This is a genomic window from Rhodoferax sp. PAMC 29310 (assembly GCF_017948265.1).
Lineage (GTDB): Bacteria > Pseudomonadota > Gammaproteobacteria > Burkholderiales > Burkholderiaceae_C > Rhodoferax.
In genome coordinates this window covers 4,548,529-4,569,670 of the sequence record NZ_CP072852.1, presented here as the reverse complement: position 1 = coordinate 4,569,670, position 21,142 = coordinate 4,548,529, and the positions used below count along the sequence as shown (strand labels likewise).

General features: G+C 59.9%; 19 protein-coding genes. 8 read left to right on the top strand and 11 right to left on the bottom strand.

What is annotated here, in order from left to right; genetic code table 11:
- The 3 genes from ileS to J8G15_RS21195 are packed head-to-tail and all read left to right on the top strand — an operon-like array spanning window position 1 to window position 5,082.
- The gene (gene ileS, locus J8G15_RS21205) at window positions 1-2,880 is read left to right on the top strand and encodes an isoleucine--tRNA ligase (RefSeq protein ID WP_210544997.1); all 2,880 of its coding nucleotides are present in this window, start codon (window positions 1-3) and stop codon (window positions 2,878-2,880) included.
- Entirely contained in the window at window positions 2,880-3,377 is a 498-nt protein-coding gene (gene lspA / locus J8G15_RS21200; protein WP_210544995.1) for a signal peptidase II, read from the top strand. The genes ileS and lspA overlap by 1 nt, the downstream gene beginning before the upstream one ends.
- A gap of 28 nt (window positions 3,378-3,405) precedes the next feature.
- Window positions 3,406-5,082: a Na/Pi cotransporter family protein gene (locus J8G15_RS21195; RefSeq protein ID WP_210544993.1), complete on the top strand. Its 1,677-nt coding sequence runs from the start codon at window positions 3,406-3,408 to the stop codon at window positions 5,080-5,082.
- Here J8G15_RS21195 and J8G15_RS21190 read toward each other — a convergent pair.
- Window positions 5,066-6,061 (bottom strand): quinone oxidoreductase, encoded by a 996-nt coding sequence (locus J8G15_RS21190; protein WP_210544991.1) that lies wholly within the window; start codon window positions 6,059-6,061, stop codon window positions 5,066-5,068. The two genes, J8G15_RS21195 and J8G15_RS21190, sit on opposite strands and share 17 nt — an antisense overlap.
- Window positions 6,062-6,190: 129 nt before the next feature.
- On the opposite strand from J8G15_RS21190, the gene J8G15_RS21185 reads away from it, so the two are divergent.
- From J8G15_RS21185 to J8G15_RS21175, 3 genes are read left to right on the top strand one after another with little or no spacing between them, the layout of a single operon-like run.
- Entirely contained in the window at window positions 6,191-7,288 is a 1,098-nt protein-coding gene (locus J8G15_RS21185) for a TRAP transporter substrate-binding protein (RefSeq protein WP_210544990.1), read from the top strand.
- On the top strand, window positions 7,285-9,588 hold the full coding sequence (locus tag J8G15_RS21180) for a bifunctional diguanylate cyclase/phosphodiesterase (protein WP_210544988.1): 2,304 nt from the start codon (window positions 7,285-7,287) through the stop codon (window positions 9,586-9,588). Before J8G15_RS21185 ends, J8G15_RS21180 begins: the two co-directional genes overlap by 4 nt.
- Entirely contained in the window at window positions 9,573-10,475 is a 903-nt protein-coding gene (locus J8G15_RS21175) for a DMT family transporter (RefSeq protein ID WP_210544986.1), read from the top strand. Before J8G15_RS21180 ends, J8G15_RS21175 begins: the two co-directional genes overlap by 16 nt.
- A 6-nt stretch (window positions 10,476-10,481) precedes the next feature.
- Here J8G15_RS21175 and J8G15_RS21170 read toward each other — a convergent pair whose 3' ends face one another.
- From J8G15_RS21170 to J8G15_RS21140, 7 genes are all read right to left on the bottom strand, one after another.
- Window positions 10,482-11,276, bottom strand: a complete 795-nt coding sequence (locus J8G15_RS21170; protein ID WP_210544984.1) for an SDR family oxidoreductase — start codon at window positions 11,274-11,276, stop codon at window positions 10,482-10,484.
- 70 nt (window positions 11,277-11,346) lie between these two features.
- The gene (locus J8G15_RS21165; protein ID WP_210544982.1) at window positions 11,347-12,279 is read right to left on the bottom strand and encodes a DMT family transporter; all 933 of its coding nucleotides are present in this window, start codon (window positions 12,277-12,279) and stop codon (window positions 11,347-11,349) included.
- A 72-nt stretch (window positions 12,280-12,351) separates the two neighbouring features.
- On the bottom strand, window positions 12,352-14,142 hold the full coding sequence (locus tag J8G15_RS21160; protein WP_210544980.1) for a GspE/PulE family protein: 1,791 nt from the start codon (window positions 14,140-14,142) through the stop codon (window positions 12,352-12,354).
- Window positions 14,139-14,894: a spermidine synthase gene (locus J8G15_RS21155; RefSeq protein WP_370627452.1), complete on the bottom strand. Its 756-nt coding sequence runs from the start codon at window positions 14,892-14,894 to the stop codon at window positions 14,139-14,141. Before J8G15_RS21155 ends, J8G15_RS21160 begins: the two co-directional genes overlap by 4 nt.
- Before the next feature lie 39 nt (window positions 14,895-14,933).
- Entirely contained in the window at window positions 14,934-15,476 is a 543-nt protein-coding gene (locus tag J8G15_RS21150; protein ID WP_210544978.1) for a DNA-deoxyinosine glycosylase, read from the bottom strand.
- Window positions 15,463-15,894, bottom strand: a complete 432-nt coding sequence (locus tag J8G15_RS21145; RefSeq protein WP_210544976.1) for a VOC family protein — start codon at window positions 15,892-15,894, stop codon at window positions 15,463-15,465. The genes J8G15_RS21150 and J8G15_RS21145 overlap by 14 nt, the downstream gene beginning before the upstream one ends.
- Window positions 15,895-15,912: 18 nt before the next feature.
- Complete coding sequence (locus tag J8G15_RS21140) at window positions 15,913-16,428, bottom strand: anti-sigma factor (RefSeq protein WP_210544974.1); 516 nt, start codon at window positions 16,426-16,428, stop codon at window positions 15,913-15,915.
- Between J8G15_RS21140 and J8G15_RS21135 the strand changes: the two genes are divergently transcribed.
- Together J8G15_RS21135 and J8G15_RS21130 are read left to right on the top strand one after the other, a co-directional pair.
- Complete coding sequence (locus J8G15_RS21135) at window positions 16,428-16,751, top strand: hypothetical protein (RefSeq protein WP_210544972.1); 324 nt, start codon at window positions 16,428-16,430, stop codon at window positions 16,749-16,751. The two genes, J8G15_RS21140 and J8G15_RS21135, sit on opposite strands and share 1 nt — an antisense overlap.
- 334 nt (window positions 16,752-17,085) lie before the next feature.
- Window positions 17,086-17,712 carry a histidine phosphatase family protein gene (locus J8G15_RS21130; RefSeq protein ID WP_210544970.1) on the top strand — a complete coding sequence of 209 codons (627 nt, stop codon included), beginning with the start codon at window positions 17,086-17,088 and terminating at the stop codon, window positions 17,710-17,712.
- Window positions 17,713-17,752: 40 nt separating this feature from the next.
- Here the strand turns inward: J8G15_RS21130 and J8G15_RS21125 are convergent, their stop codons facing one another.
- The 3 genes from J8G15_RS21125 to J8G15_RS21115 all read right to left on the bottom strand — a co-directional run bounded on the left by J8G15_RS21125 (window position 17,753) and on the right by J8G15_RS21115 (window position 21,067).
- Window positions 17,753-19,099 (bottom strand): dicarboxylate/amino acid:cation symporter, encoded by a 1,347-nt coding sequence (locus J8G15_RS21125; protein WP_210544968.1) that lies wholly within the window; start codon window positions 19,097-19,099, stop codon window positions 17,753-17,755.
- 72 nt (window positions 19,100-19,171) lie between these two features.
- On the bottom strand, window positions 19,172-20,023 hold the full coding sequence (locus tag J8G15_RS21120; RefSeq protein WP_210544966.1) for a TatD family hydrolase: 852 nt from the start codon (window positions 20,021-20,023) through the stop codon (window positions 19,172-19,174).
- 39 nt (window positions 20,024-20,062) lie between these two features.
- Window positions 20,063-21,067, bottom strand: coding sequence for a helix-turn-helix domain-containing protein (locus J8G15_RS21115; RefSeq protein WP_210544964.1), 1,005 nt, complete (start codon window positions 21,065-21,067; stop codon window positions 20,063-20,065).
- Between the last annotated feature and the right edge of the window lie 75 nt (window positions 21,068-21,142).

Below are 21,142 nucleotides of genomic sequence, written 5' to 3'. Positions count from 1 at the left end.
ATGACCGACGACACCAACAGCGCCCCCAAAACCGATTACCGCAGCACGTTGAATCTGCCGGACACGCCCTTTCCCATGCGCGGCGACTTGCCCAAGCGTGAGCCGGGCTGGGTCAAGGCCTGGGAAGACCTAGGCATCTACAAAAAACTGCGTGCGTCCCGCGCTGGTGCGCCCAAATTTGTGCTGCATGACGGTCCACCGTATGCCAATGGCCAGATCCACATGGGTCACGCCGTCAACAAAATCCTGAAGGACATGATCGTCAAGGCCCGCCAGCTGAAGGGCATGGACGCCGCCTACATTCCGGGTTGGGATTGCCACGGTCTGCCGATCGAGAACGCGATTGAAAAGAAATTTGGCCGCAAGCTGCCGCGCGACGAGATGCAGGCCAAGAGCCGCTCCTTTGCCACCGAGCAGATTGACCTGCAGCGCGCTGATTTCAAGCGCCTGGGCGTGCTGGCCGACTGGGACCACCCCTACCGCACCATGGACTTCAAAAACGAATCCGAAGAAATCCGCGCTTTCAAACGCGTGGTGGAGCGCGGCTTTGTGTACCGTGGCCTGAAGCCCGTTTACTGGTGTTTTGACTGCGGCTCGTCCCTGGCAGAGTTCGAGATCGAATATGCCGACAAGAAGTCACAGACGCTGGACGTCGGCTTCATGTGCGCGGAGCCGGCCAAGCTGGCCAGCGCGTTCGGCCTGACCGCTATCGACAAAGACGCGTTTGTCGTCATCTGGACGACCACCGCCTGGACCATTCCCGCCAACCAGGCGCTCAACCTGAACCCCGAAATTATCTACGCGCTGGTGGACACCGAGCGCGGCCTGCTGGTGCTCGCCGAAGGACTGGTCGAGAAGTGCATGGAGCGCTTCCAGCTGACCGGCTCGGTGCTGGCCACCACAGAAGGCAAAAATCTGGCCGGCCTGAACTTCAAGCACCCGCTCGCCCACGTGGACGCCGGTTATGACCGTTTGAGCCCGATTTATCTGGCCGACTACGCCACGGCCGATGACGGCACCGGCATCGTGCACTCGGCGCCCGCTTACGGCGTAGAAGACTTTAATAGCTGCGTCGCCCACGGCATGGCCTATGACGACATCCTGAACCCGGTGCAGGGCAACGGCGCCTACGCGCCTGAGTTGCCCCTGTTTGGCGGCCAGCACATCTGGAAGGCCTGCCCGGTCATCATCGACGCGCTGCGCGACGCCGGCCGCCTGTTCTGCACTACTGACATTGTTCACAGCTACCCGCATTGCTGGCGCCACAAGACGCCAGTGATCTACCGCGCGGCGGCCCAGTGGTTCATTCGCATGGACGAAGGCGAAGGCGTGTTCACCAAAGACAAGGCCCCGAAATCCCTGCGCCAAACCGCACTGGACGCAATTGAGCAAACGAAGTTTTACCCAGAGAACGGAAAAACACGCCTGCGCGACATGATTGCCGGCCGCCCTGACTGGTGCATCAGCCGTCAGCGCAGCTGGGGCGTGCCTCTGCCCTTCTTCTTGCACAAAGACAGCGGTGAACTGCACCCACTGACCATGGAGATTCTGGACCTCGCCGCCGACATGGTCGAGCAAGGCGGCATTGAGGCGTGGAGCGTGGCCACTACCGAAGCCATCTTCGCCAAAGTGGGCGCACAAGAGGCGGATCAGTACACCAAAAGTACCGACATTCTGGAAGTCTGGTTTGACTCCGGCACCACCCACACCACCGTGCTCAAAGGCTCTCACGCCGGCAGCGGGCACGAGCAAGGCCCAGAGACCGACTTGTACCTGGAAGGCCATGACCAACACCGCGGCTGGTTCCACTCGTCATTGCTCACCGCCTGTGCCATGAACGGCCGCGCGCCCTACAAAGGCATCTTGACCCACGGCTTCACCGTGGACAGCAAGGGCCACAAGATGAGCAAAAGCCAGGGCAACGGCGTAGACCCGCAGGAAACCAGTAAAAAACTGGGTGCGGAGATCATCCGCTTGTGGGTGGCCGCCAGCGATTACTCTGGTGACATTGCCGGCGACGAAAAAATTCTGGCCCGCGTGGTGGACACCTACCGCCGGGTGCGCAACACGCTGAAGTTTTTGCTCGCCAACGTGAGCGACTTTGACCCGGCCACCGATGCCGTGCCACTGGACCAGATGCTGGAAATTGACCGTTACGCCCTGAGCCGTTCGGCCCAGTTGCAAGCTGACATCCTGGCGCACTTTGAGGTGTATGAATTTCACCCCGTGGTGGCCAAGCTGCAAATCTACTGCTCGGAAGACCTGGGCTCGTTCTACCTGGACGTGCTGAAAGACCGGCTCTACACCTCGGCACCCGGCTCGCTGGCACGGCGCAGCGCGCAAACCGCGCTGTGGCAAATCACACAGTCCATGCTGCGCTGGATGGCACCGTTCTTGAGCTTCACGGCTGAAGAGGCCTGGGCGGTATTGGGTGGGGCCGGCAAAACGCCCACCGCCACGCAAGAATCCATTTTCATGGATACCTACCTGCAGCAAGACGCGCCCAACGCCGCGCTGCTGGCCAAGTGGGCGCGTATTCGCGAACTGCGAGATGCCGTGAACAAAGATATCGAAACCCTGCGAGCCGAGGGCCAGGTGGGCTCTTCCTTGCAGGCGCATGTTGCCCTTACCGTGAACGCCGCTGACTTCGAGTTGTTAAATAGCCTGGGCGATGACTTGAAGTTTGTCTTCATTACATCCACTATTGATTTGATAGCAGACTCCACTCTATCCATAGCGGCCAGTGCCACAAAAGGCATCAAATGTGAACGCTGCTGGCATTACCGGGATGACGTTGGCATTGACGCCGCTCACCCCGGTATTTGCGGCCGTTGCACCAGCAATCTGTATGGCTCAGGTGAAGATCGGAAGTTCGCGTGATGGCAAAAGGTTTCTCTTCATCCTCAAGCAGTATGTTGCCCTGGCTGGGCTTGGCGCTGATTCTGCTGATTGCAGACCAGTTCACCAAGATCCTGATTCTGGGCTACTACCAGCTCGGAGACAGAACACTGGTCACTTCCTTTTTTAACATTGTTCGGGTGCACAACACCGGCGCGGCATTCTCCTTTCTCGCCGACGCATCCGGTTGGCAGCGATGGTTTTTCACCGGCATCGGGGCGGTGGCGATCGCCGTGATTCTGTGGATGCTCAAAGCCCATCCCGGCCAAAAATTGTTTTCATTTGCCTTGGCTTGCATTCTGGGCGGCGCCATTGGCAATGTGATCGACCGGGTGCGTTATGGCTACGTGGTTGACTTTCTTGATTTTCATTGGGGAACTTGGCATTTCCCCGCGTTCAACATCGCTGACAGCGCCATCTCCATTGGCGCCGCCTGCCTGATTCTCGACGAGTTGCTTCGGGTCAGAAAAACGAAGTAAGCTCAAGACTTTTTTCAGAGGAAAAGCCTTGATCCAACTGCTGAACCTGCTGGCCGCCATTGCCCTGTTGATTTGGGGCACGCACATGGTTCGAACGGGGATGCTGAGGGTGCTTGGCGCCAATCTGCGCGCCGTGCTGGCCCACAGCGTTCGCAACCGCTTCACCGCCGCCCTGTCTGGCGTGGGTGTCACTGCCATCCTCCAGTCCAGCACCGCCACCTCGCTCATCGTCTCATCTTTTGTAGGCCAGGGGCTGATTGCGCTGCCATCGGCCCTGGCCGTGATGCTAGGCGCCGACATTGGCACCAGCGTGATGGCTGTGGTCTTCTCGCGTGATCTGTCCTGGCTGTCGCCCCTGTTCATTCTGGTCGGCGTCGTCCTATTCATCGCGCGCCAATCCACCACCGTGGGCCGAGTCGGGCGGGTGCTGATTGGGTTGGGTCTAATGCTGCTGGCGCTGCAACTGGTGTCTGCGTCCGCCACGGTGCTGACGCAGTCGGCCACCGTCAAGGCCTTGCTCGCGTCGGTGAGCAGTGACATTCTGAGCGAAATTCTGGTGGGCGCATTTTTGGCGGTGCTGAGCTACTCCAGCCTGGCCATCGTGCTGCTCACCGCCGCGCTGGCAAGTACCGGGGTCATTCCACTGCCAGTGGCGCTTGGACTGGTCTTGGGTGCGAATCTGGGAAGCGGATTGCTGGGCGTGCTGACCACCCTCAAGTCAAATATTCAAACCCGGCAAGTGCCGCTGGGCAACCTCTTCTTCAAGATACTGGGCATCGGCATTGCCACGCCCTTACTCGGTTTGTGGCTGACGCATGTTCGCCCCTATCTGGGTGACACGGCCACGGTGGTCGTGCTGTTTCACCTGTCCTTTAATGTGATGGTCGGGGCCATTTTCCTCGGTTTGACGGGCACCATTGGCCGCTGGGTCGAGCTGGGGCTGCCGGTCCCCCGAAAGAATACGGTCGCGGGACGGCAACGACATCTGGACGTGTCGGCACTGGCCACACCGTCAGTGGCCATTTCCTGTGCCGTGCGTGAATCCATGCATCAGGCGGACGTGGTGGAGACCATGCTGCGGGGCCTACTGCAGGTAATCAAGACAGACGACGAGGCCCTGGCTCAGGAACTCGAGAAAATGGATGACACGGTTGACGAACTTTACTCGGACATCAAGTACTACCTGACCAAAATCTCCCGCGAAGCATTGAGCGAGTCCGAAGGTCGCCGCTGGACCGACATCATCAGCTTCACCATCAACATGGAGCAAATTGGCGACATCATCGAGCGCGTGCTGATCGACATTGAAGACAAAAAAATCAAACCCGGCCGGGCCTTCTCGGAAGCCGGCATGAACGAGATCAGCGACCTGCACGCCCGCCTCGTCAACAACCTGCGTCTGGGCATGAGCGTTTTCCTTAACGGCAACGTGCGCGATGCACAAAAGTTGCTGGAAGAAAAAACCCGGTTCAGGGATCTGGAGCACGCCTACGCCGCAGCCCACCTGGAGCGTCTGGCCGTCAACACCCTGCAGAGTATTGAAACCAGCTCGCTCCATCTGGATTTGATCAGCGACCTCAAACGCATCAACTCTCACATTTGCTCAATCGCCTACCCCATCCTGGACTCGGCCGGGGCACTGGCCCCGAACCGCTTGCGTCATTCGGTTCTGGACGCGGGCCCCGAGTTCACAGCGTCAAAATAGTACAGCCGGTGGTCTTGCGGGCCTCCAGATCACGGTGGGCCTGCTGCACGTCTTCCAACTTGTAGCGCTGGTCGATGCGAATCGTCACCTTTCCGCTGGTCACCGCCTCAAACAGGTCATCGGCCATGGCTTGGGTGCTTTCCCGGGTGGCGATGTGATTGAACAGGGTTTGACGGGTGACATACAGCGACCCTTTTGCCCCCAAAATGCCAGGGGCAAACGGGGCCACTGGACCCGAGGCATTGCCAAAACTGGCCATCAGCCCAAACGGAGCCAGGCAATCCAGTGATTTCTCCCAAGTGTCCTTGCCGACGCTGTCATAAACCGCCTTGACGCCCTTGCCTCCTGTGATCTCCTTCACCCGTGCGAGGAAATCTTCTGTCGCGTAGTTGATCACGTGGGCAGCACCATGGGCCTTGGCCAGGGCGCACTTGGCGTCCGAGCCAGCCGTTCCAATTAGCTGCAAGCCCATGGCTTTGGCCCATTGGGAGGCAATCAGACCCACACCACCGGCAGCAGCGTGAAAGAGAATAAAGTCGCCGGGCTGCAAACCACCCTGAGGCTGCGTGCGTTTGAGCAGGTACTGGGCAGTGAGGCCCTTGAGCATCATGGCCGCGCCGGTCTCAAAGGAAATGGCGTCCGGCAGCTTGCAGACGCATTTGGCAGGCATCACCCGCAGATCGCAGTAACTGCCAGGTGGCTGACTGGCATAAGCGGCCCGGTCGCCCACCTGGAGGTGGGTCACGCCTTCTCCTACGGCCTCAATCACACCAGCGGCCTCCATGCCCAGTTGCAAAGGCAAAGGCAAGGCATACAGCCCGCTGCGCTGATACACGTCGATGAAGTTCAGCCCGATGGCATGGTGGCGAATGCGGATTTCCCCGGGTCCCGGGTCGCCAACGGTCACGTTGACCAATTGAAGTTGCTCTGGCCCTCCAGTTTGTTCAATGTGTATGGCGCGAGAAGAAATAGAAGTCATGTCTCAAAACCCTTCATAATTGAATCATCCGTCATCGTGCCACGAATAAACGCGGTGCTACGCAGTGGGGTCGCCATAACCCTGCGTCTCGACTCAGCTTTCTGCGAAAATGACCGAGATCAATTGACCATGCCCCAATTCCCTTTGCCTCACGTCCATCGCCTGACCCCCTGCTTGCGCCAGATCATGGCAACCCTGCTCGCCTTGAGTCTTTGGGGTAGCGCATTCGCGCAAGATAAGGAGCCCAGCCCCTATTCACTGCGCATCATCGGCGGGCTGGCCGGACTGAACCAATACACCAAGAATGAAGAACCTTTCTGGACCAAGGATTTACCGCGCCTGAGTGGTGGGCGCTTTACTGCCGACATCGTCCCCTTTGACCGAACCGGTGTTCCCGGCAAAGACATTCTTCGCTTGATTCAACTGGGTGTCATTCCCTTTGGCACCATCTTGTTGAGCTCCGTGGCCGCCTACTACCCTCAATTTGCTGCACCCGACTTGGCGGGTCTGAATCCCGACATGCCCACGCTGAAGCGCAATCTGGCGGCGTTCAGACCTTTTCTGGAGTCGGAATTGCGCTCGCGTTACAAAATCGAGATGCTGGCGATCTATGTCTACCCGGCACAGGTGGTGTATTGCAAACAACCAATGACCAAACTGAGCGATCTGTCGGGGCGTCGCGTTCGGGTGTCGTCGATCACCCAGTCCGATTTCATGGCGGCCCTGGGCGCAACACCTGTGTTAACGGGATTCGTCCAAATCAAAAGCAGCCTGATCGCCAACCAGCTTGACTGTGCCATCACCGGCACCATGTCCGGCAATACCGTGGGCTTGCATGAAGTGACCTCTCACATCTACGCCATGCCCATCAATTGGGGACTTGCCTTTTTTGGAACCAACTCTGACGCGTGGGATGGCATGCCACCGGATCTGAGAGCCCTGTTGCGCAACGAACTCCCCAAACTGGAACAAAAAATCTGGGCGGAAAGCGAGCGCGAAACGGCAGACGGACTGGCCTGCAACAGAGGAGCTCCCAGTTGTAGCAAAGGGCGACGTGGCGCGATGATTGAGGTACGCCCATCCGCGCAAGATGACAAGAAAAGCCTGGAGATCCTCTCGACAGCCGTGCTGCCTCGATGGATCAAGCGCTGTGGTGTGACTTGCGCTGACATCTGGAACCGAACCATTGGCCCCCTGAATAACATTGTGGCTGCGTCACCGCCATGAAATGGCAAAAACCAGGCCGGGTTACGGCCATCATTCTGGGATCAACCGCGGTTTTCGTACTGATGATCGTCGTCACCGCGACCAGCTTGTTTGTAAGCACCCGCCGCGACGACTTGTCCAGCAACGAGTCCCAAGTGGTTCGATTCACCAATGGCGCCAGCATGACGCTGAACCGCAGTTTGTTGGGCGTAGATGTTTTGCTGGCCAGCCTCGATGAAATACTGGGCTTATCCGGTTCCATGGTGGACTGGATTGACCTGACCACAGCGTCGGTGTCCATGACACGAACAGCCCAGCAAAATATGCTGCTGAGAAGCATGTCACTGCTGGACGCCAAAGGAAAGATTCTGGCCACTTCTGATCCGAGCGGCAAGCTGTTGCAACTTAATTTGCCCGCCGGATTTCTAGACGACGTGGTCGCCCAGCCCGTATCCACCCTGCGGATTAGCGCACCGTCGGTCAGTTTTTCAAGCGCTGAATCGGTGTTCTACCTGGCCCGCTACATCCACCTCGCCGACACCTCCTTGGTGGTTGCCGTCGCTGAAGTTCCTTTGTCGCTGTTGACCAACATCATCGTCCAGGGCGTCGACATGCCAGGCCTGGAGGTGACGTTGGAGAGAACCAGCGGAGAGTTGCTGGTCAGCATGCCGGTTCAAACCAGCGGCACCCGCCCTGTGAAGTCATCACCACTGGCACGACCCGAACCAGACGGGCAACCCATGCGCATGGCCGCCCGTTTGAGCGGTAAACCTGCCATCGTGGTGACTCGCCCTATTTTGTACCGAGGCATCGCCGTAGCCGCCAGCCTGCCAATTGAGGCCGCGCTGCAAAGCTGGCGCATCCAGCGCAATTTCATTTTGGGCACCGCATTGATTTTTGTGCTGATGACTTTGGCGGCCTGCGCCTTCGCCATCAACTACCTGGCCCGACTGGGAGAGGCCCGCCGGCGACTGGCGGAATCCAAAGCGGAGGTGGAGCAGCTTGCGTTCTTTGACCACCTCACCGGCTTGCCCAACCGGCGCCTGCTGATGGACCGGCTGCAGAAGACCTTTGATGCCAATGCCCGGAGCGGTCAATTGGGCGCCCTCCTGTTTTTGGACCTGGACCGTTTCAAAACCCTCAATGACACGTTGGGCCATGACGTGGGCGATGAACTGCTGCGACAGGTTGCACAGCGCCTGTCCGCCACCGTACGCAACAAAGACACTGTGGCCCGACTGGGCGGCGACGAATTTGTGGTGATGTTGAGCGACCTCAAAAGTGACGATCACCGCGCGGTGGCCGTAGCGCGCCGGGTAGGCAACAAACTGCTGGCCTGCCTGAATGAGCCTTACCAGCTTCAAGGACATAATTACCTGAGCACGCCCAGCATTGGCGCCACAGTTTTTGGCAGCGAAGCGCAAACTCCCACTGAAGTGCTCAAGCAAGCCGACATTGCGATGTACCAGGTCAAGGCCAAAGGCCGCAACGCGCTGTGCTTTTTCGACCCCAAAATGCAGGCGGACATCAACGCGCGCGCCGACATGGAGAGTGATTTGCGCGTGGCCTTGGCAGACGGTCAATTTCAGTTGTACTACCAGTCCCAGCACCAGTTGTTTGGACATGTGGTGGGTGCCGAGGTGTTGATTCGCTGGCATCACCCTCAAAGGGGCTTGGTATCCCCCGGCGAGTTCATTCCTGTGGCCGAAGAGAGTGAGCTGATTCTGCCCATCGGGCACTGGGTGCTTCGCATGGCCTGCCAACAACTTGCGGTGTGGCATAACGACCCCGAACGCCAGCACTTGTTGCTGTCGGTCAACGTCAGCGCGCGCCAGTTCATGCAACCGTCATTTGTAGAAGAGGTGAGCGCCATTCTTCAGGAAACCGGCGTGTCCCCGCAGGCGCTCAAGCTGGAGTTGACCGAGTCGCTGGTATTGGAAAACATTGAGGGCACCATTTTGAAGATGACCGAACTCAAGGCGCTCGGCGTGCAGTTTTCGGTGGATGACTTCGGCACTGGCCACTCCTCGCTGGCCTACCTCACCCGCTTGCCCCTGGACCAACTGAAAATTGACCAGTCTTTTGTACGCAACATCGGCATCAAGGACACTGATGGCGTGATCGTGCAAACCATCATCGGAATGGCCCGCAATCTGGGGTTGGAGGTGATTGCCGAGGGCGTCGAAACCCAAGCCCAGCAGGAATTTTTGGCACTGCACGGTTGCAATATGTACCAAGGCTATTTGTTCGGAAAACCCACCCCATTGGCGGCGTTTGAGACCATGTTGAGTGAGTTACCCCCGGTTTGCAAGCCAGATTAACCCCCACCGCCGCCCTGTTGTTGAGCATTCCGCCCCTGATGTGGGCGGGCAATGCCGTAGTTGGCCGACTGATCAGCGAGATGGTGTCGCCCATGACACTGAACCTGCTGCGCTGGGCGCTGGCCTTTGCGATTCTGCTGCCTCTGGCAGGCAACGTGCTGCGGCGCGACAGCCTGTTGTGGCCGAATTGGCGGCGCTTTGCCATGCTGGGTTTGCTCAGCGTGGGCGCGTACAACGCCCTGCTCTACCTGGCTCTGAATACCTCGGCCCCCATCAATGTGACGCTGGTGGGCTCCAGCACCCCCATCTGGATGCTGCTGATCGGGCGGCTGTTCTATGGTGTCAAAGTGTCGCGACGACAACTCGTTGGTGCGGCCATGTCCATCATCGGCGTGTTGCTGGTCTTGAGCCGGGGCGAGCTTCAAGTATTGCAGCAAGTGCGCTTGGTACCTGGAGACGTTTACGTGCTCATGGCCTCTGCCGCCTGGGCCACCTACAGCTGGATGCTGGCTCGACCCACCACCGAGCCCGCCTCACTGCGGCAAAACTGGTCTGCTTTTTTGTTGGGCCAGATTGCCTTTGGACTGGTCTGGTCGGCCTTGAGTTCCGGGGGGGAATGGGCGCTGGGCAAAGGGCATTTTCAGTGGAGCTGGCCACTGGGCGCCGCCCTGGTGTTCATCGCCGTGGGCCCCGCTGTGATTGCCTACCGCGCCTGGGGCGCCGGTGTGGGGCGGGCAGGCCCCGCTGCAGCCGGGTTTTTCATCAACCTCACCCCCTTGTTCACGGCGTTGCTTTCAACGGTCTTTCTGGGGGAAACACCGCAGACCTACCACGTGCTCGCCTTCATCATGATCGCAGGCGGCATCGTGGTGTCTTCTCGCCGTTAAGCGGGGTTAAAAGGTGCCTGCGAAGGCGCCGCCGTCGGCCAACACGTTTTGGCCGTTGATGTACGCGGCCTGCTGGCTGCACAAGAATGCACAGATAGCACCGAACTCTTCCACCGTGCCAAAGCGGCGCGCCGGAATGGTCTGGCGCCGGGCGTCCATGACCGCGTCCAATGACTTGCCCGTTTTTTGAGCCGCGCCTTGCAGCGTGCCTTTGAGCCGGTCGGTGTCAAAGGCGCCCGGCAACAAATTGTTCATCGTCACACCCTTGGCCGCCAGCGGGCTGCGGGCCACGCCGGCCACAAAGCCGGTCAGACCACTGCGGGCACCATTGGAGAGGCCCAAAATGTCAATCGGCGCTTTGACCGCACTGGAGGTGATGTTGATGATGCGCCCGAACCCCCGCTCGGCCATGCCGTCCACGGTTGCCTTGATCAGTTCAATCGGGGTCAGCATGTTGGCGTCCACCGCTTTGATCCAGGCCTCCCGGTCCCAGTCACGAAAATCTCCCGTGGGCGGGCCGCCGGCATTGGTCACCACGATGTCAAATTCACGCCGAATCGCAAACACGGCCGCGCGACCTTCAACCGTGGTGATGTCTGCGACAACAAATTGAACGCTCGCGCCCGTTGTTCCTTCACCAGATGCTATCAATTGCGCAGCAGCTGCTTCCAGCACCTCAGCCCCCCGGGCAACGATGAGCACGTTCACGCCTTCGCGTACCAGCGCCTGGGCGCAGCCAAATCCGAGTCCCTTGCTGGCGCCACACACCAACGCCCACTTGCCTGCAATACCTAAATCCATTCTGATGACCTTGCTCGTTAAAAAGTGATGCCCATGATAGTGGTGAAGACAAGCCCTCGCTGCCAACAGGTCAGCGGGAGCGACCGCTGCGTGAGAACACAAAAATACCGGTAATCACCAGCGCAGAACCTGCCGCCACCCACGCGGTGAAGGGCTCACCCAGCAACACCACGCCAAGCAGGATGGTGGACATGGGGCCAATCATTCCGGTCTGGGCCGCCAGGCTGGCGCCAATGCGCTCAATCGCCATCATGACTGCCAGCACCGGCACGGCAGTGCACAAGGTGGCGTTCAACACCGAGAGCCAGATCACCTCGGGCGCGACCATTGCCGCGCTCAAAGGCCGCAGAAATAAAAACTGCCCGATACAAAGCAGACAAGCCACGCTGGTCGCCAGCCCGACCAGGCGCAACGAGCCCAGTCGCTTCACCATCTCGCCACTGAAACTGAGGTAAACCGCGTAACTGATCGCGCTTAAAAACACCAACAAGGCGCCCAGCGCAGCGTCCGCGCCCTGCAAATTGATCTCATGCCCAAACACCAGCATCACCCCGCCATAGCTGATGCCCATGCCCAGCGCCTGCAGCCGGGTAATTTTTCGTTTGTAAAGCACCAGCCCCAGCAGGAGCACCAGTGTGGGGTTCAGGTACAGAATGAGCCGCTCCAGCGAAGCGCTAATGTAGGCCAAGCCCACAAAATCCAGAAAACTCGCTAGGTAATAGCCGGTTAGCCCCAGCCCCAGCACGCCCCACCAATCCCGCCGGGTGAGCGGCGGCTTGCCGCGACTGGACCACCAAGCCATGACGGTGAAGATGGGCAAGGCAAACAGCATGCGGTACATGATGAGCGTGACCGCATCCACCCCATAGCGGTAGGCCAGCTTGACGATGATCGCCTTGCCACTGAACGCAATGGCACCAAAGCTGGCCAGCAGCAAGCCAACCACTACACTTTTAGGAGCATTCTGCGCAGATTGAACGGGGGCTGGCGTCTTATTTTCCATATTATTTCTTCTCTGGCACCAGCCGTGACTTAGCGCGGCACCGAAGCATTGCCCGATGAGCGCCCAGCCGACTCAAGACAAGCCAGGTGTGGAAGCCAGCACCTCGTCGACCAAGGTGAGGCCCTCGGCCACCCGCAAGGCCCCCGCCAATCGAAGCGGACGCATGCCATCGCTCACGGCCTGGCGCCGGAGCACGTCCATGCTCGGCTCCTTGTTGATCCTTTCCTTGAACCCTTCAGTCACCACCAGCAACTCGTACAAGCCCATGCGGCCCATGAAACCGGTCATGCGGCAGTCCACGCAACCCACGGCCTTGTAGGGTTTGTAAGAGCCGCTCAGCTGCCAGGGTTTGACCAGGTCGGCCAACGCATCACGCGAGGCGGTCTCATCCACCACCTTGCAGTGTTTGCACAGCGTGCGCACCAAACGCTGGGCCAGCACGCCCAGCAGCGTGGCGTTGATCAAATAGGCAGGCACCCCCAACTCCATCAGCCGGGTCACCGCGCTGGGCGCATCGTTGGTATGCAAGGTAGAGAACACCAGGTGCCCGGTGAGCGCGGCCTGCACCGCCATCTCGGCGGTTTGCTGGTCGCGAATCTCACCCACCATGATGATGTCCGGGTCCTGGCGCATCAAGGCGCGTAAGCCCTCGGTGAAGCCAAAGTCGAGCTGTGTTTGCACCTGCGTCTGGTTGAAGGCGGGTTCGATCATCTCGATCGGGTCTTCCACCGTGCTCACGTTCACCTCCTCGGTGGCGACACGCTTCAGCGTGGAATACAGCGTGGTGGTTTTCCCCGAGCCTGTGGGTCCGGTGACCAGAATGATGCCGTGCGGGCGCTTCACCAGCGCCTCCCATCGCTGGGCGTCATGAGCGGAGAAACCCAGCGCATCCAGGTCTTTGACCGTGGTGTCCGGGTCAAAAATTCGCATCACCATCTTTTCGCCAAACGCCGTGGGCAAGGTGGAAATTCGCATCTCCACCTCGTCGCCACGCGGGTTGCGGGTCTTGATGCGGCCATCTTGTGGCCGGCGCCGCTCCACCACGTCCATGCGGCCGAGCAGTTTGATACGTGCCGTCATTGCCGTCATCACGCCGGGGGGCATCTGGTACACCGGGTGCAACACCCCGTCAATGCGAAAGCGAATCACGCCCTGCTCGCGCCGGGGCTCCAGGTGAATGTCGCTGGCCCGTTGGTCAAAGGCGTATTGCCACAACCAGTCCACCACCTGCACGACACCCTGGTCATTGGCATCAAGCTGCTTGTTGCCCTTGCCCAGTTCCACCAGCTGCTCAAAACTGGCGCTGGCCGCGTTACCCCCCGCTTTGTTGGCGGCGCGCACCGATTTGGCCAGCGCGTAAAACTCGGCCGTGTAGCGTTGAATCTCCTGCGGGCTGGCCAGCACGCGGCGCACGCTTCGCCGGGCCTGACGCTCCACCTCGCCGACCCAGTCGGTCAAAAACGGCTCGGCCGTGGCCACCACCACCTCGCTGGCGGTGACCTGAACCGGCAAAATTTTGTGTCGCTCGGCATACATGGCGCCCATGGTGTCAGCCACCTTGCCCACCTCCACTTTGAGCGGGTCAATGCGCAAATACGCCAAACCCGTGCGCTCGGCCAGCCATTGGGTGAGCAACTCAATGTCCATGGCTTTGTCATCTGATGCGCGGCGAACTGACACACTGGCCAGACGCACCAATGGGTGCTGCACGCTCTCCGCTTGCGCGCATCGGGCGGTGATGCGTTTGGCCTCTTCCAGGCTAATCACTTTGTCCTGGTGCAACCAGGTAACCAGGCTGCGCCAGTCCACCGGCCCTCTGTGAGCAGATCCGACCGAAGGAGAAGGCGCAGTAGGTGAGGTCATTTCGGCATCGGTTTAAAAACGCGCACCCATTTGGTGGCGGGGAGGCCCCATTGGGCTTCAATCGCTTCGGCGCGGGCCATCATCACCTCGCGCTTGGGGCGAATCGGGGTGCGCTGCGCCAGCACCACGGTGTTGCCTTCGCGGGTCGCCTTGAACGCCCAAACGGCGTCAGCGCCAAAGGCGGCGGAGATTTTCTCCACACTGCGGTCAAAACTGGAGGCGCGGCCAAACAGGTTCACCGTCATGCAGCCCTCTGGCGTCAACAGGCGGTGGCAGTGGTTGTAAAACGGCAGACTGTCCAGCACCGGGGCGGCGGCTTCGTGGTCGTACAGGTCCACCTGCAGTGCGTCCACCGTGCCCCACCATTTGGGGTTTTGAATCTCTTGTGCCGCGTCGGCCAGCACCACCTGAATGCGGCTGTTTTCAGCCGGCAGTTTGAACCAGCCCCGGCAGGCGGCCAGCACCTGCGGGTTGAGCTCAATGGCGGTGGTCTTCATGCGCAGTTCTTTGTGGCAGAACTTGGTGAGGGACCCCGCGCCCAGCCCCAGCTGCACAGCTTGGCGGGATTTAACCGTGTCTGGCTCCACAAACAGCAGCCAGGCCATCATGCGCTGGATGTACTCGTGAAACAGCGCAGTGGGGGCGTCCATTCGCATGGTGCCCTGAATCCACTCGGTGCCCAGATGCAGGTGACGGAGGTCGCCCTCGTCAGAGAAATTGACTTCGGGGAGTTTGAGGGTGCGTTTTTTCAAGATAAAGCCATTATCGCCATCGTGGGGGCGCACGCGGTGTCAGACCAAACCGGCGCCCACCATCACCTCGCGCCAAACGGCCAACTTGCGCTCAAAACTCCAGCTGGCGTTGGCCGGACTGGTGGACGGCAGCTTGTACACAGCCAGTCCCAGCGCCGCCGTGTGTTTGGCATGGCGAAAGCTCTCACCGCCGTTGTGCGCCACTGAGGCCAGTTGCGGGCAGCGCTGCAGCAGGGCTGCAAAGTCGTTCACCTGCGGGTTTCGAATGGCCGTGTCCAGACTGCCCTGGCGCTCGCAACTGGCGTACACATCCCACACACCCAGGCCTCGCGCCAACAACCAATCGCTCCGTTTTTCATAGCTGCATGCGCTTATTCCACCAAGGCTATCGGGCCAAATAGCTTGCAATATCCGCCAAAACTGGTTTTGCGGGTGCCCGTAGTACTGCTGTTTGGCCAAAGACACCGCACCGGGAAAACTGCCCAATATCAGCAAGCGGGTGTTGCTGGAAACAATGGGCAGCAACCCGGCCAAACGTGGTAGCACCGCCTGATCAATTGCAGTCACGCTACCAGTTGGCATGGCGGTCCCGGCGCTCTTGGCGGTAATTGGTCACCTCAAGACGCAGGCCGTCAGGGTCTTCAAAAAACGTGGCCATGTAGTCGGGTGCGTACTCGGGGTAAAGCCGCGTCGCTGTCGCGTCAATGCCCACGCCCTGCAGCGCCTGGGCCACCTCATGCACTTCGGCGGCCGTGTGCACCCGCAGGCAAAAGTGATGCAAGCCGGGCGCGTAGGCATCGTGCGGCGTGGCCGCCCGGGCCGGGCGCAACACATAGCCGAACAATCGGTTGAAGTACTGAATGTGCGGGTCACCGCCCAGGGTGAACTTGCTTTTGCGAAACCCCAAGGCCAGCATCAAGACTTGGTCATAAAACAGTTCGGACCGCGCCAAGTCAGACACGGTGATGTAAATATGGTCAATCCCCGTCACTTCAGCCATCGCCATGCTCCCAAAAAATTACAGGGCCTTTTGAATCAAGGTGCCTTCAAAGAGGTAAGGCAAGCGGGGGGCCACCCCGGGCTCAACGCCGCCCTTCTCTTCCACGCTGATCGCCAGGCGGGGGACATCGTCCAAAGCACCATCAGCCACAGGAACACTCAGCGTTTTGTTGCCCCGGGTCAAAACACCCAGCGACCGCGGCTCGCCCGCCACGGGCACGGCCCACAACTGCATGGTGTCCTCACGCCCTTCTGCCACACTGTTCAAACGCTGCACCTGCAAGGCCGCCTCCAGCGGATCCAAGGTGACCAGCAGCGCAGGCGCCTTGGCCTCGTCCAGCAACACGGCCACGTATTTAATTTGATGCACCGTTTCCAGCTTGGTTTGCAGGTGGCTAAGTTGGGCCTTGAACTGCTCAAACATGCTCATGCCCGTGGCCAGCGCAATGGCCATCACCAGCAAGCAAAACACGGTGGCAGCCCGCCAGCGCCCCGCATGACAGGGAGGACGGGCGGAGGAATCGGATTCAGTCATTGAGAGCACTCATCAAATCAGGGTTGTCGGGCAGCTTCAGGGGGGGAGCACAACGCGCTGCGCTGTTCACGCAACCAGTCATCGGCTTCAGGATTATCGAGTTTCAGGAAAAAGCCGCTCTGTATACACAAGTTGCCACCAATGCAGGTGCAATCCGAACCGGTGGAACCGCCTTCCAGGCGATCAAGGGGAAACTTCGCCACGCCCACATTTTGGTCCTGACATCCATCAACCATCTTGCCGGTGTGCTGCACAAAGCGGGGGTTGCAGGTATCGGCCGGATCTGGCGCTCCAGGCTGGCGAGCTTGCTCCTTCTGCGCTGAATCGGCTGTTTCCCCGGCCCCAAACCCGCACCCCAAAAGATGTGCAATCAGACCCGGGTCGACGGTCAACACGATATTTGTCTTCATGGACACCTATTGTTTGCCGGTTTGGATGGACAAACTTTTGCAGCCAATTTGCTGCCGGTCGTTGACGCGAATCAAGTGGCTTTTGTCTTGTGCCCCCCCCTGGCGGTGAGTTTTTCATCAGCAACGTGTGGCCTTATTTGGAACTTTTCCGGCGGGTGCACATCATTCTTTAGCCATCAATAAAACGATGGCCATTCGAAACACATTTCGCCTACTACTGACATCAATGGAAAAGGAGGGATGAATCATGCGCTGGTGCGAACCACTTTATGAACCCCAGGCACAGGCCAGCCCCGGTTCTCGTAGCCGCCAGTGGCGCTGGCCGGCCTGGCTGACGGTCTTACTCCTGGCATTGTTCGCACTGGGCCTGCCGCGCGCTGGCTGGGCGCAGTCCGATTGGGCGGCGGTCCAAAGCGGCAGCATTGTGCTGTTTCGCCACGCCAATGCGCCCGGCTTCAGCGACCCGCCCGGCTTCACGCTCAGTGACTGCAGCAGCCAGCGCAACCTTGACGCCACAGGCCGGGCCCAGGCTCGCCGGATCGATGAGCAATTCCGCAGCTGGGGTATCCCCGTCGGCGAGGTGCTGAGTTCGCAATGGTGTCGCACCCGAGAGACTGCCCAGCTGGCTTTCCCTGGGCTGAGTCACGATGCCGCCCCGTTCAACTCATTTTTTGAAACATCGGAGCGCCAGACTGCGCAAACGGCTGCCGCACTGGCCATTCTGAAACAGTGGCAAGGCCCCGGCGTCCTCGTGGTAGTGACGCATCAGGTCAACATCACGGCGCTAACGGGCGTCTCCCCGGCTTCGGGACAAGGCGTGATCGTCAAAACCGGAGAAGGCGGGTTGGCTGTGCTGGGCCGGGTTCAGCCTTGAATTGCAGCGCCCAGCCAGCGCGACCCACGAGAATTTTGACTCAAGCCTGGCGACCAACCTCTTCTGGCACACGCAGCGTGTGCTCGTCAATCACACTTGCCGCCACCAGATCACCGGCCACATTGAGTGTGGTGCGACTCATGTCAAGAATGCGGTCCACGCCGATGATGAGCGCAATGCCTTCAGCCGGGATACCCACCGTGCCCAGCATCATCGACAAAATCACAATAACAACGCCCGGCGTGCCTGGCGAGCCAATGGAGGCGCCGACTGCGAGCACCACCACCAGCAAAAGCCCGGGCAAGCCCACGTCCACCTGATAGACCTGCGCCAGAAACAAGGTGGCAATCACCTGATAAAGCGCGGTGCCCGCCATGTTGATGGTCGTCCCCAGCGGAATCACGAAGCGCGACACGCCTTGCTGCACACCCAGTGCTTCCTCGGCGGTACGAATGGTCAGCGGCATCACCGCAGCCGAGCTGGAGGTGGAGAACGCGAGCAACAACACATCGCGGCTGCCACGCAGAAAGGTCAATGGCGAGCGGCGCCGTCCCACGGCATAGACCACCATCAAAAACGCAAAGGTCAGCAGCAGCGCCCCCAGCACGGTCAGCACGGTCAGCACATACACACCCATGCCCAGCAGCGCGTCCAGCCCCATGCGGGCGGTGAGCTGCGTCATGAGGCCAAACACCGCCAGTGGCACCAGGTACATGGCCCAGCGCACCACGACCATGCTGACCTCTTGCACGGCACCCAACAAATCCACCAGCGGTTTGGCCAGCTTGCCGTCCATCGTCACGAGTGCCACGCCCATGAAGATGGCAAACACCACCACCTGCAGCATGTTCTGCTCTACGCTGGCCTGCAATGGGTTGGTCGGCACGATGCGCACAATCTGGGAAGGCAAGGTGGCGAGTGAAGGGGCCGCGCTCGTCGCCGAGGCAGTGACCGCCGTGGCGCTCGGCAACTGGTCCACCTGCAGGTAGCTGCCGGGCTGCACCGCCAGCGCAATGACCAAGCCAATGACTGCGGCAACTAGGGTGGTGAAGAGAAAGAACAGCCCCGTGCGCAAGCCCATGCTGCGCAACTGCTGCATGTCGCGCGAACTGGTCATGCCCAAAATGATGGAGGCAACCACCAGCGGGATGACGATCATCTGCACCATCGCCAAAAACAAGTAGCCCGGCATGGCCAGCCAATTGCTCACCAGCAGCGCCATCTTGGGTGTCAACCAGCCGCCTGTGGGCCCAATGGCCATACCGGTGGCAATGCCAATGGCCATGGCCACCAGCACCTGCAGCCACAGCCGCCCCTGCACAAACCCGCTCAGCCGCAAGACCAGGCGGCCAATGGATTGTTCAGTGGTGATGGGCAGTGGAAACACAGGCGACTCCTAGGGTAAACAAGTGTTTGTGAGCATAGCGCAGCGGTTTTTGAGGCTTGCGGCCTCCCAAGTTCAGAAAGACGCCAGCAAGGCGCGCAACCGGGGCAAAGCGTCCAAAGCGTTGCGTGTGGTGGCTTCAGCCAGTTCCTCGACACAAATCCCGCGCAAGGCGGCCAGTTCAGCGCCAATACGGGGCAGCTCGCCGGGGGTATTGCGCCCCTGGGGTTCACCCGCTTCTCGCTGCGCGGCAGTTTTGTAGATCCAGTGCGGGGGCATGTCGGGCGAGTCCGTTTCCAGCACGATGGACTCCAACGGCAGGGTTGTCGCCAGGCGACGCAGCTGCTGGGCGCGCTCATACGTCATCGCCCCTCCAAAACCCAGTTTGAAGCCGAGTGCAATAAATGCTTGCGCCTGCTGGTTACTGCCATTGAAAGCATGGGCAATGCCTAGCCAGGGGCGCCCACCGCCCACCGCGCGCAGGCCTTTGAGAAGGAGGTCGGCGGAACGGCGCACATGAAGAATCACCGGCATGTCATGCTGCTTGGCCAATTTCAATTGCGCCAGATAAAAGTTCGTCTGCCGCTCTCGCCAGGGGCTTTGCGTCAATTCGGGCACCCACAAGTCCAGCCCAATTTCGCCCACCGCCACCAAGCGGGGGTCGTCGCGGTGCAGCGTCAACTGAGCGTCCAGTTGCTGCAGATCAGAGTCCTTTGCCTGTTTGACATAGAGGGGGTGAATGCCCAACGCGTAGCTGCCGCCGCTGGCATGGGCCAAATGGCGCACCCTGTCAAAGTTGGCGGCCAATACGGCGGGAATGACGCAGTGCTTCACGCCTTGTTGTGCGGCGTGTGCCCGCACTGCAAGGGCCTCCGAGCCGAATTCGGCGGCGTCAAGGTGGCAATGGGTGTCGATCCAGGTCGTCATGCCGGTGAAACTACCACATGACGAAGTTGGCGAGCGGGGTTAGTCGCTTTGGTGGCGCCTCAAGGTGTCTGAGGGGCGCTCGCCAAACATGGTCAGGTAGTCTTGTGAGAAGTGACCAAAGTGCCAGAAGCCAAAGGCCGTTGCGGCCTCGGTCACGGAGCGCACCTGCTTGAGTGCCCGGCGCGCTTGGCCCAGGCGCACGGCTTTGAGGTAGTTCAGCGGGCTGACATTCAGGGTGCGCTGAAAACCGTTTTGAAGGGTGCGCCGGCTCACGCCCAAGTCGATGCAGAGTTGCGCCACGGTGGGGGCCTGCTCCAGCGTTTCATGGACCAAAGCGCAGGCCCGTTGCACCAGCTTTTGGTGAACCGGTAACTCATCAGTCAAGCCAGCGCCCACCGAGTTTCGGGCCATGTGGTCCAGCAAAAAATCGGCCACGGTGTTGACCACGGCCGGGCTGGACAACACATCAGGTGCGGTTTGCGCGGACTGGAGCAAGGCCAGCAAATAGGTTTTGAGTTCGGCCAGCGCAGCAGGGCCCATTGGCAAGGCGCCGGCCTGTGCGGGTAAGTCCCGGTGATTACCGGACTCAACGCCTGGCCCTACGTCGCTCAGCCACCCATCGCCCAACTGCAATTCAATGCCAAGCATGGTGTGCTGCTGAGAGGTTCTGAACTCGAATCCGGACGAGCCGGAAAACACATGAAACGCGTCAGACGCACAAGCCTGGCCGCAGAACATGCCAGCACCACTGGCGCTTAACGGAATGCCAACCGCCAGCACGTTGCGCGGTAGAACGCCAGTTTGAAACAGCGACTGCTGCACACGCTCAATAAAGAGCTTGATACAGGCGCCTTCAACCTGACAGATTTCGCCCTGAAACGCACCCGCGCTGAGTTGCAAATAGTCTTGATTCCAGCCTGTCAATGCGCAGGCTTGCTCTTCGACGTCTGCAAAGGTGGCGCTGGCCAACGCAGACACGCCTCGCCCACCCAGTCCAAGGTACTGGGCACCCAAGGACATCGCGTTCGCGGATTGAGCAGGCATTTATTAATTCTGACCGGATTGCCAGCTTCAGCACACCCCGGGTTTACCCCGTACTCTACCGCATTTGAAAAAAAC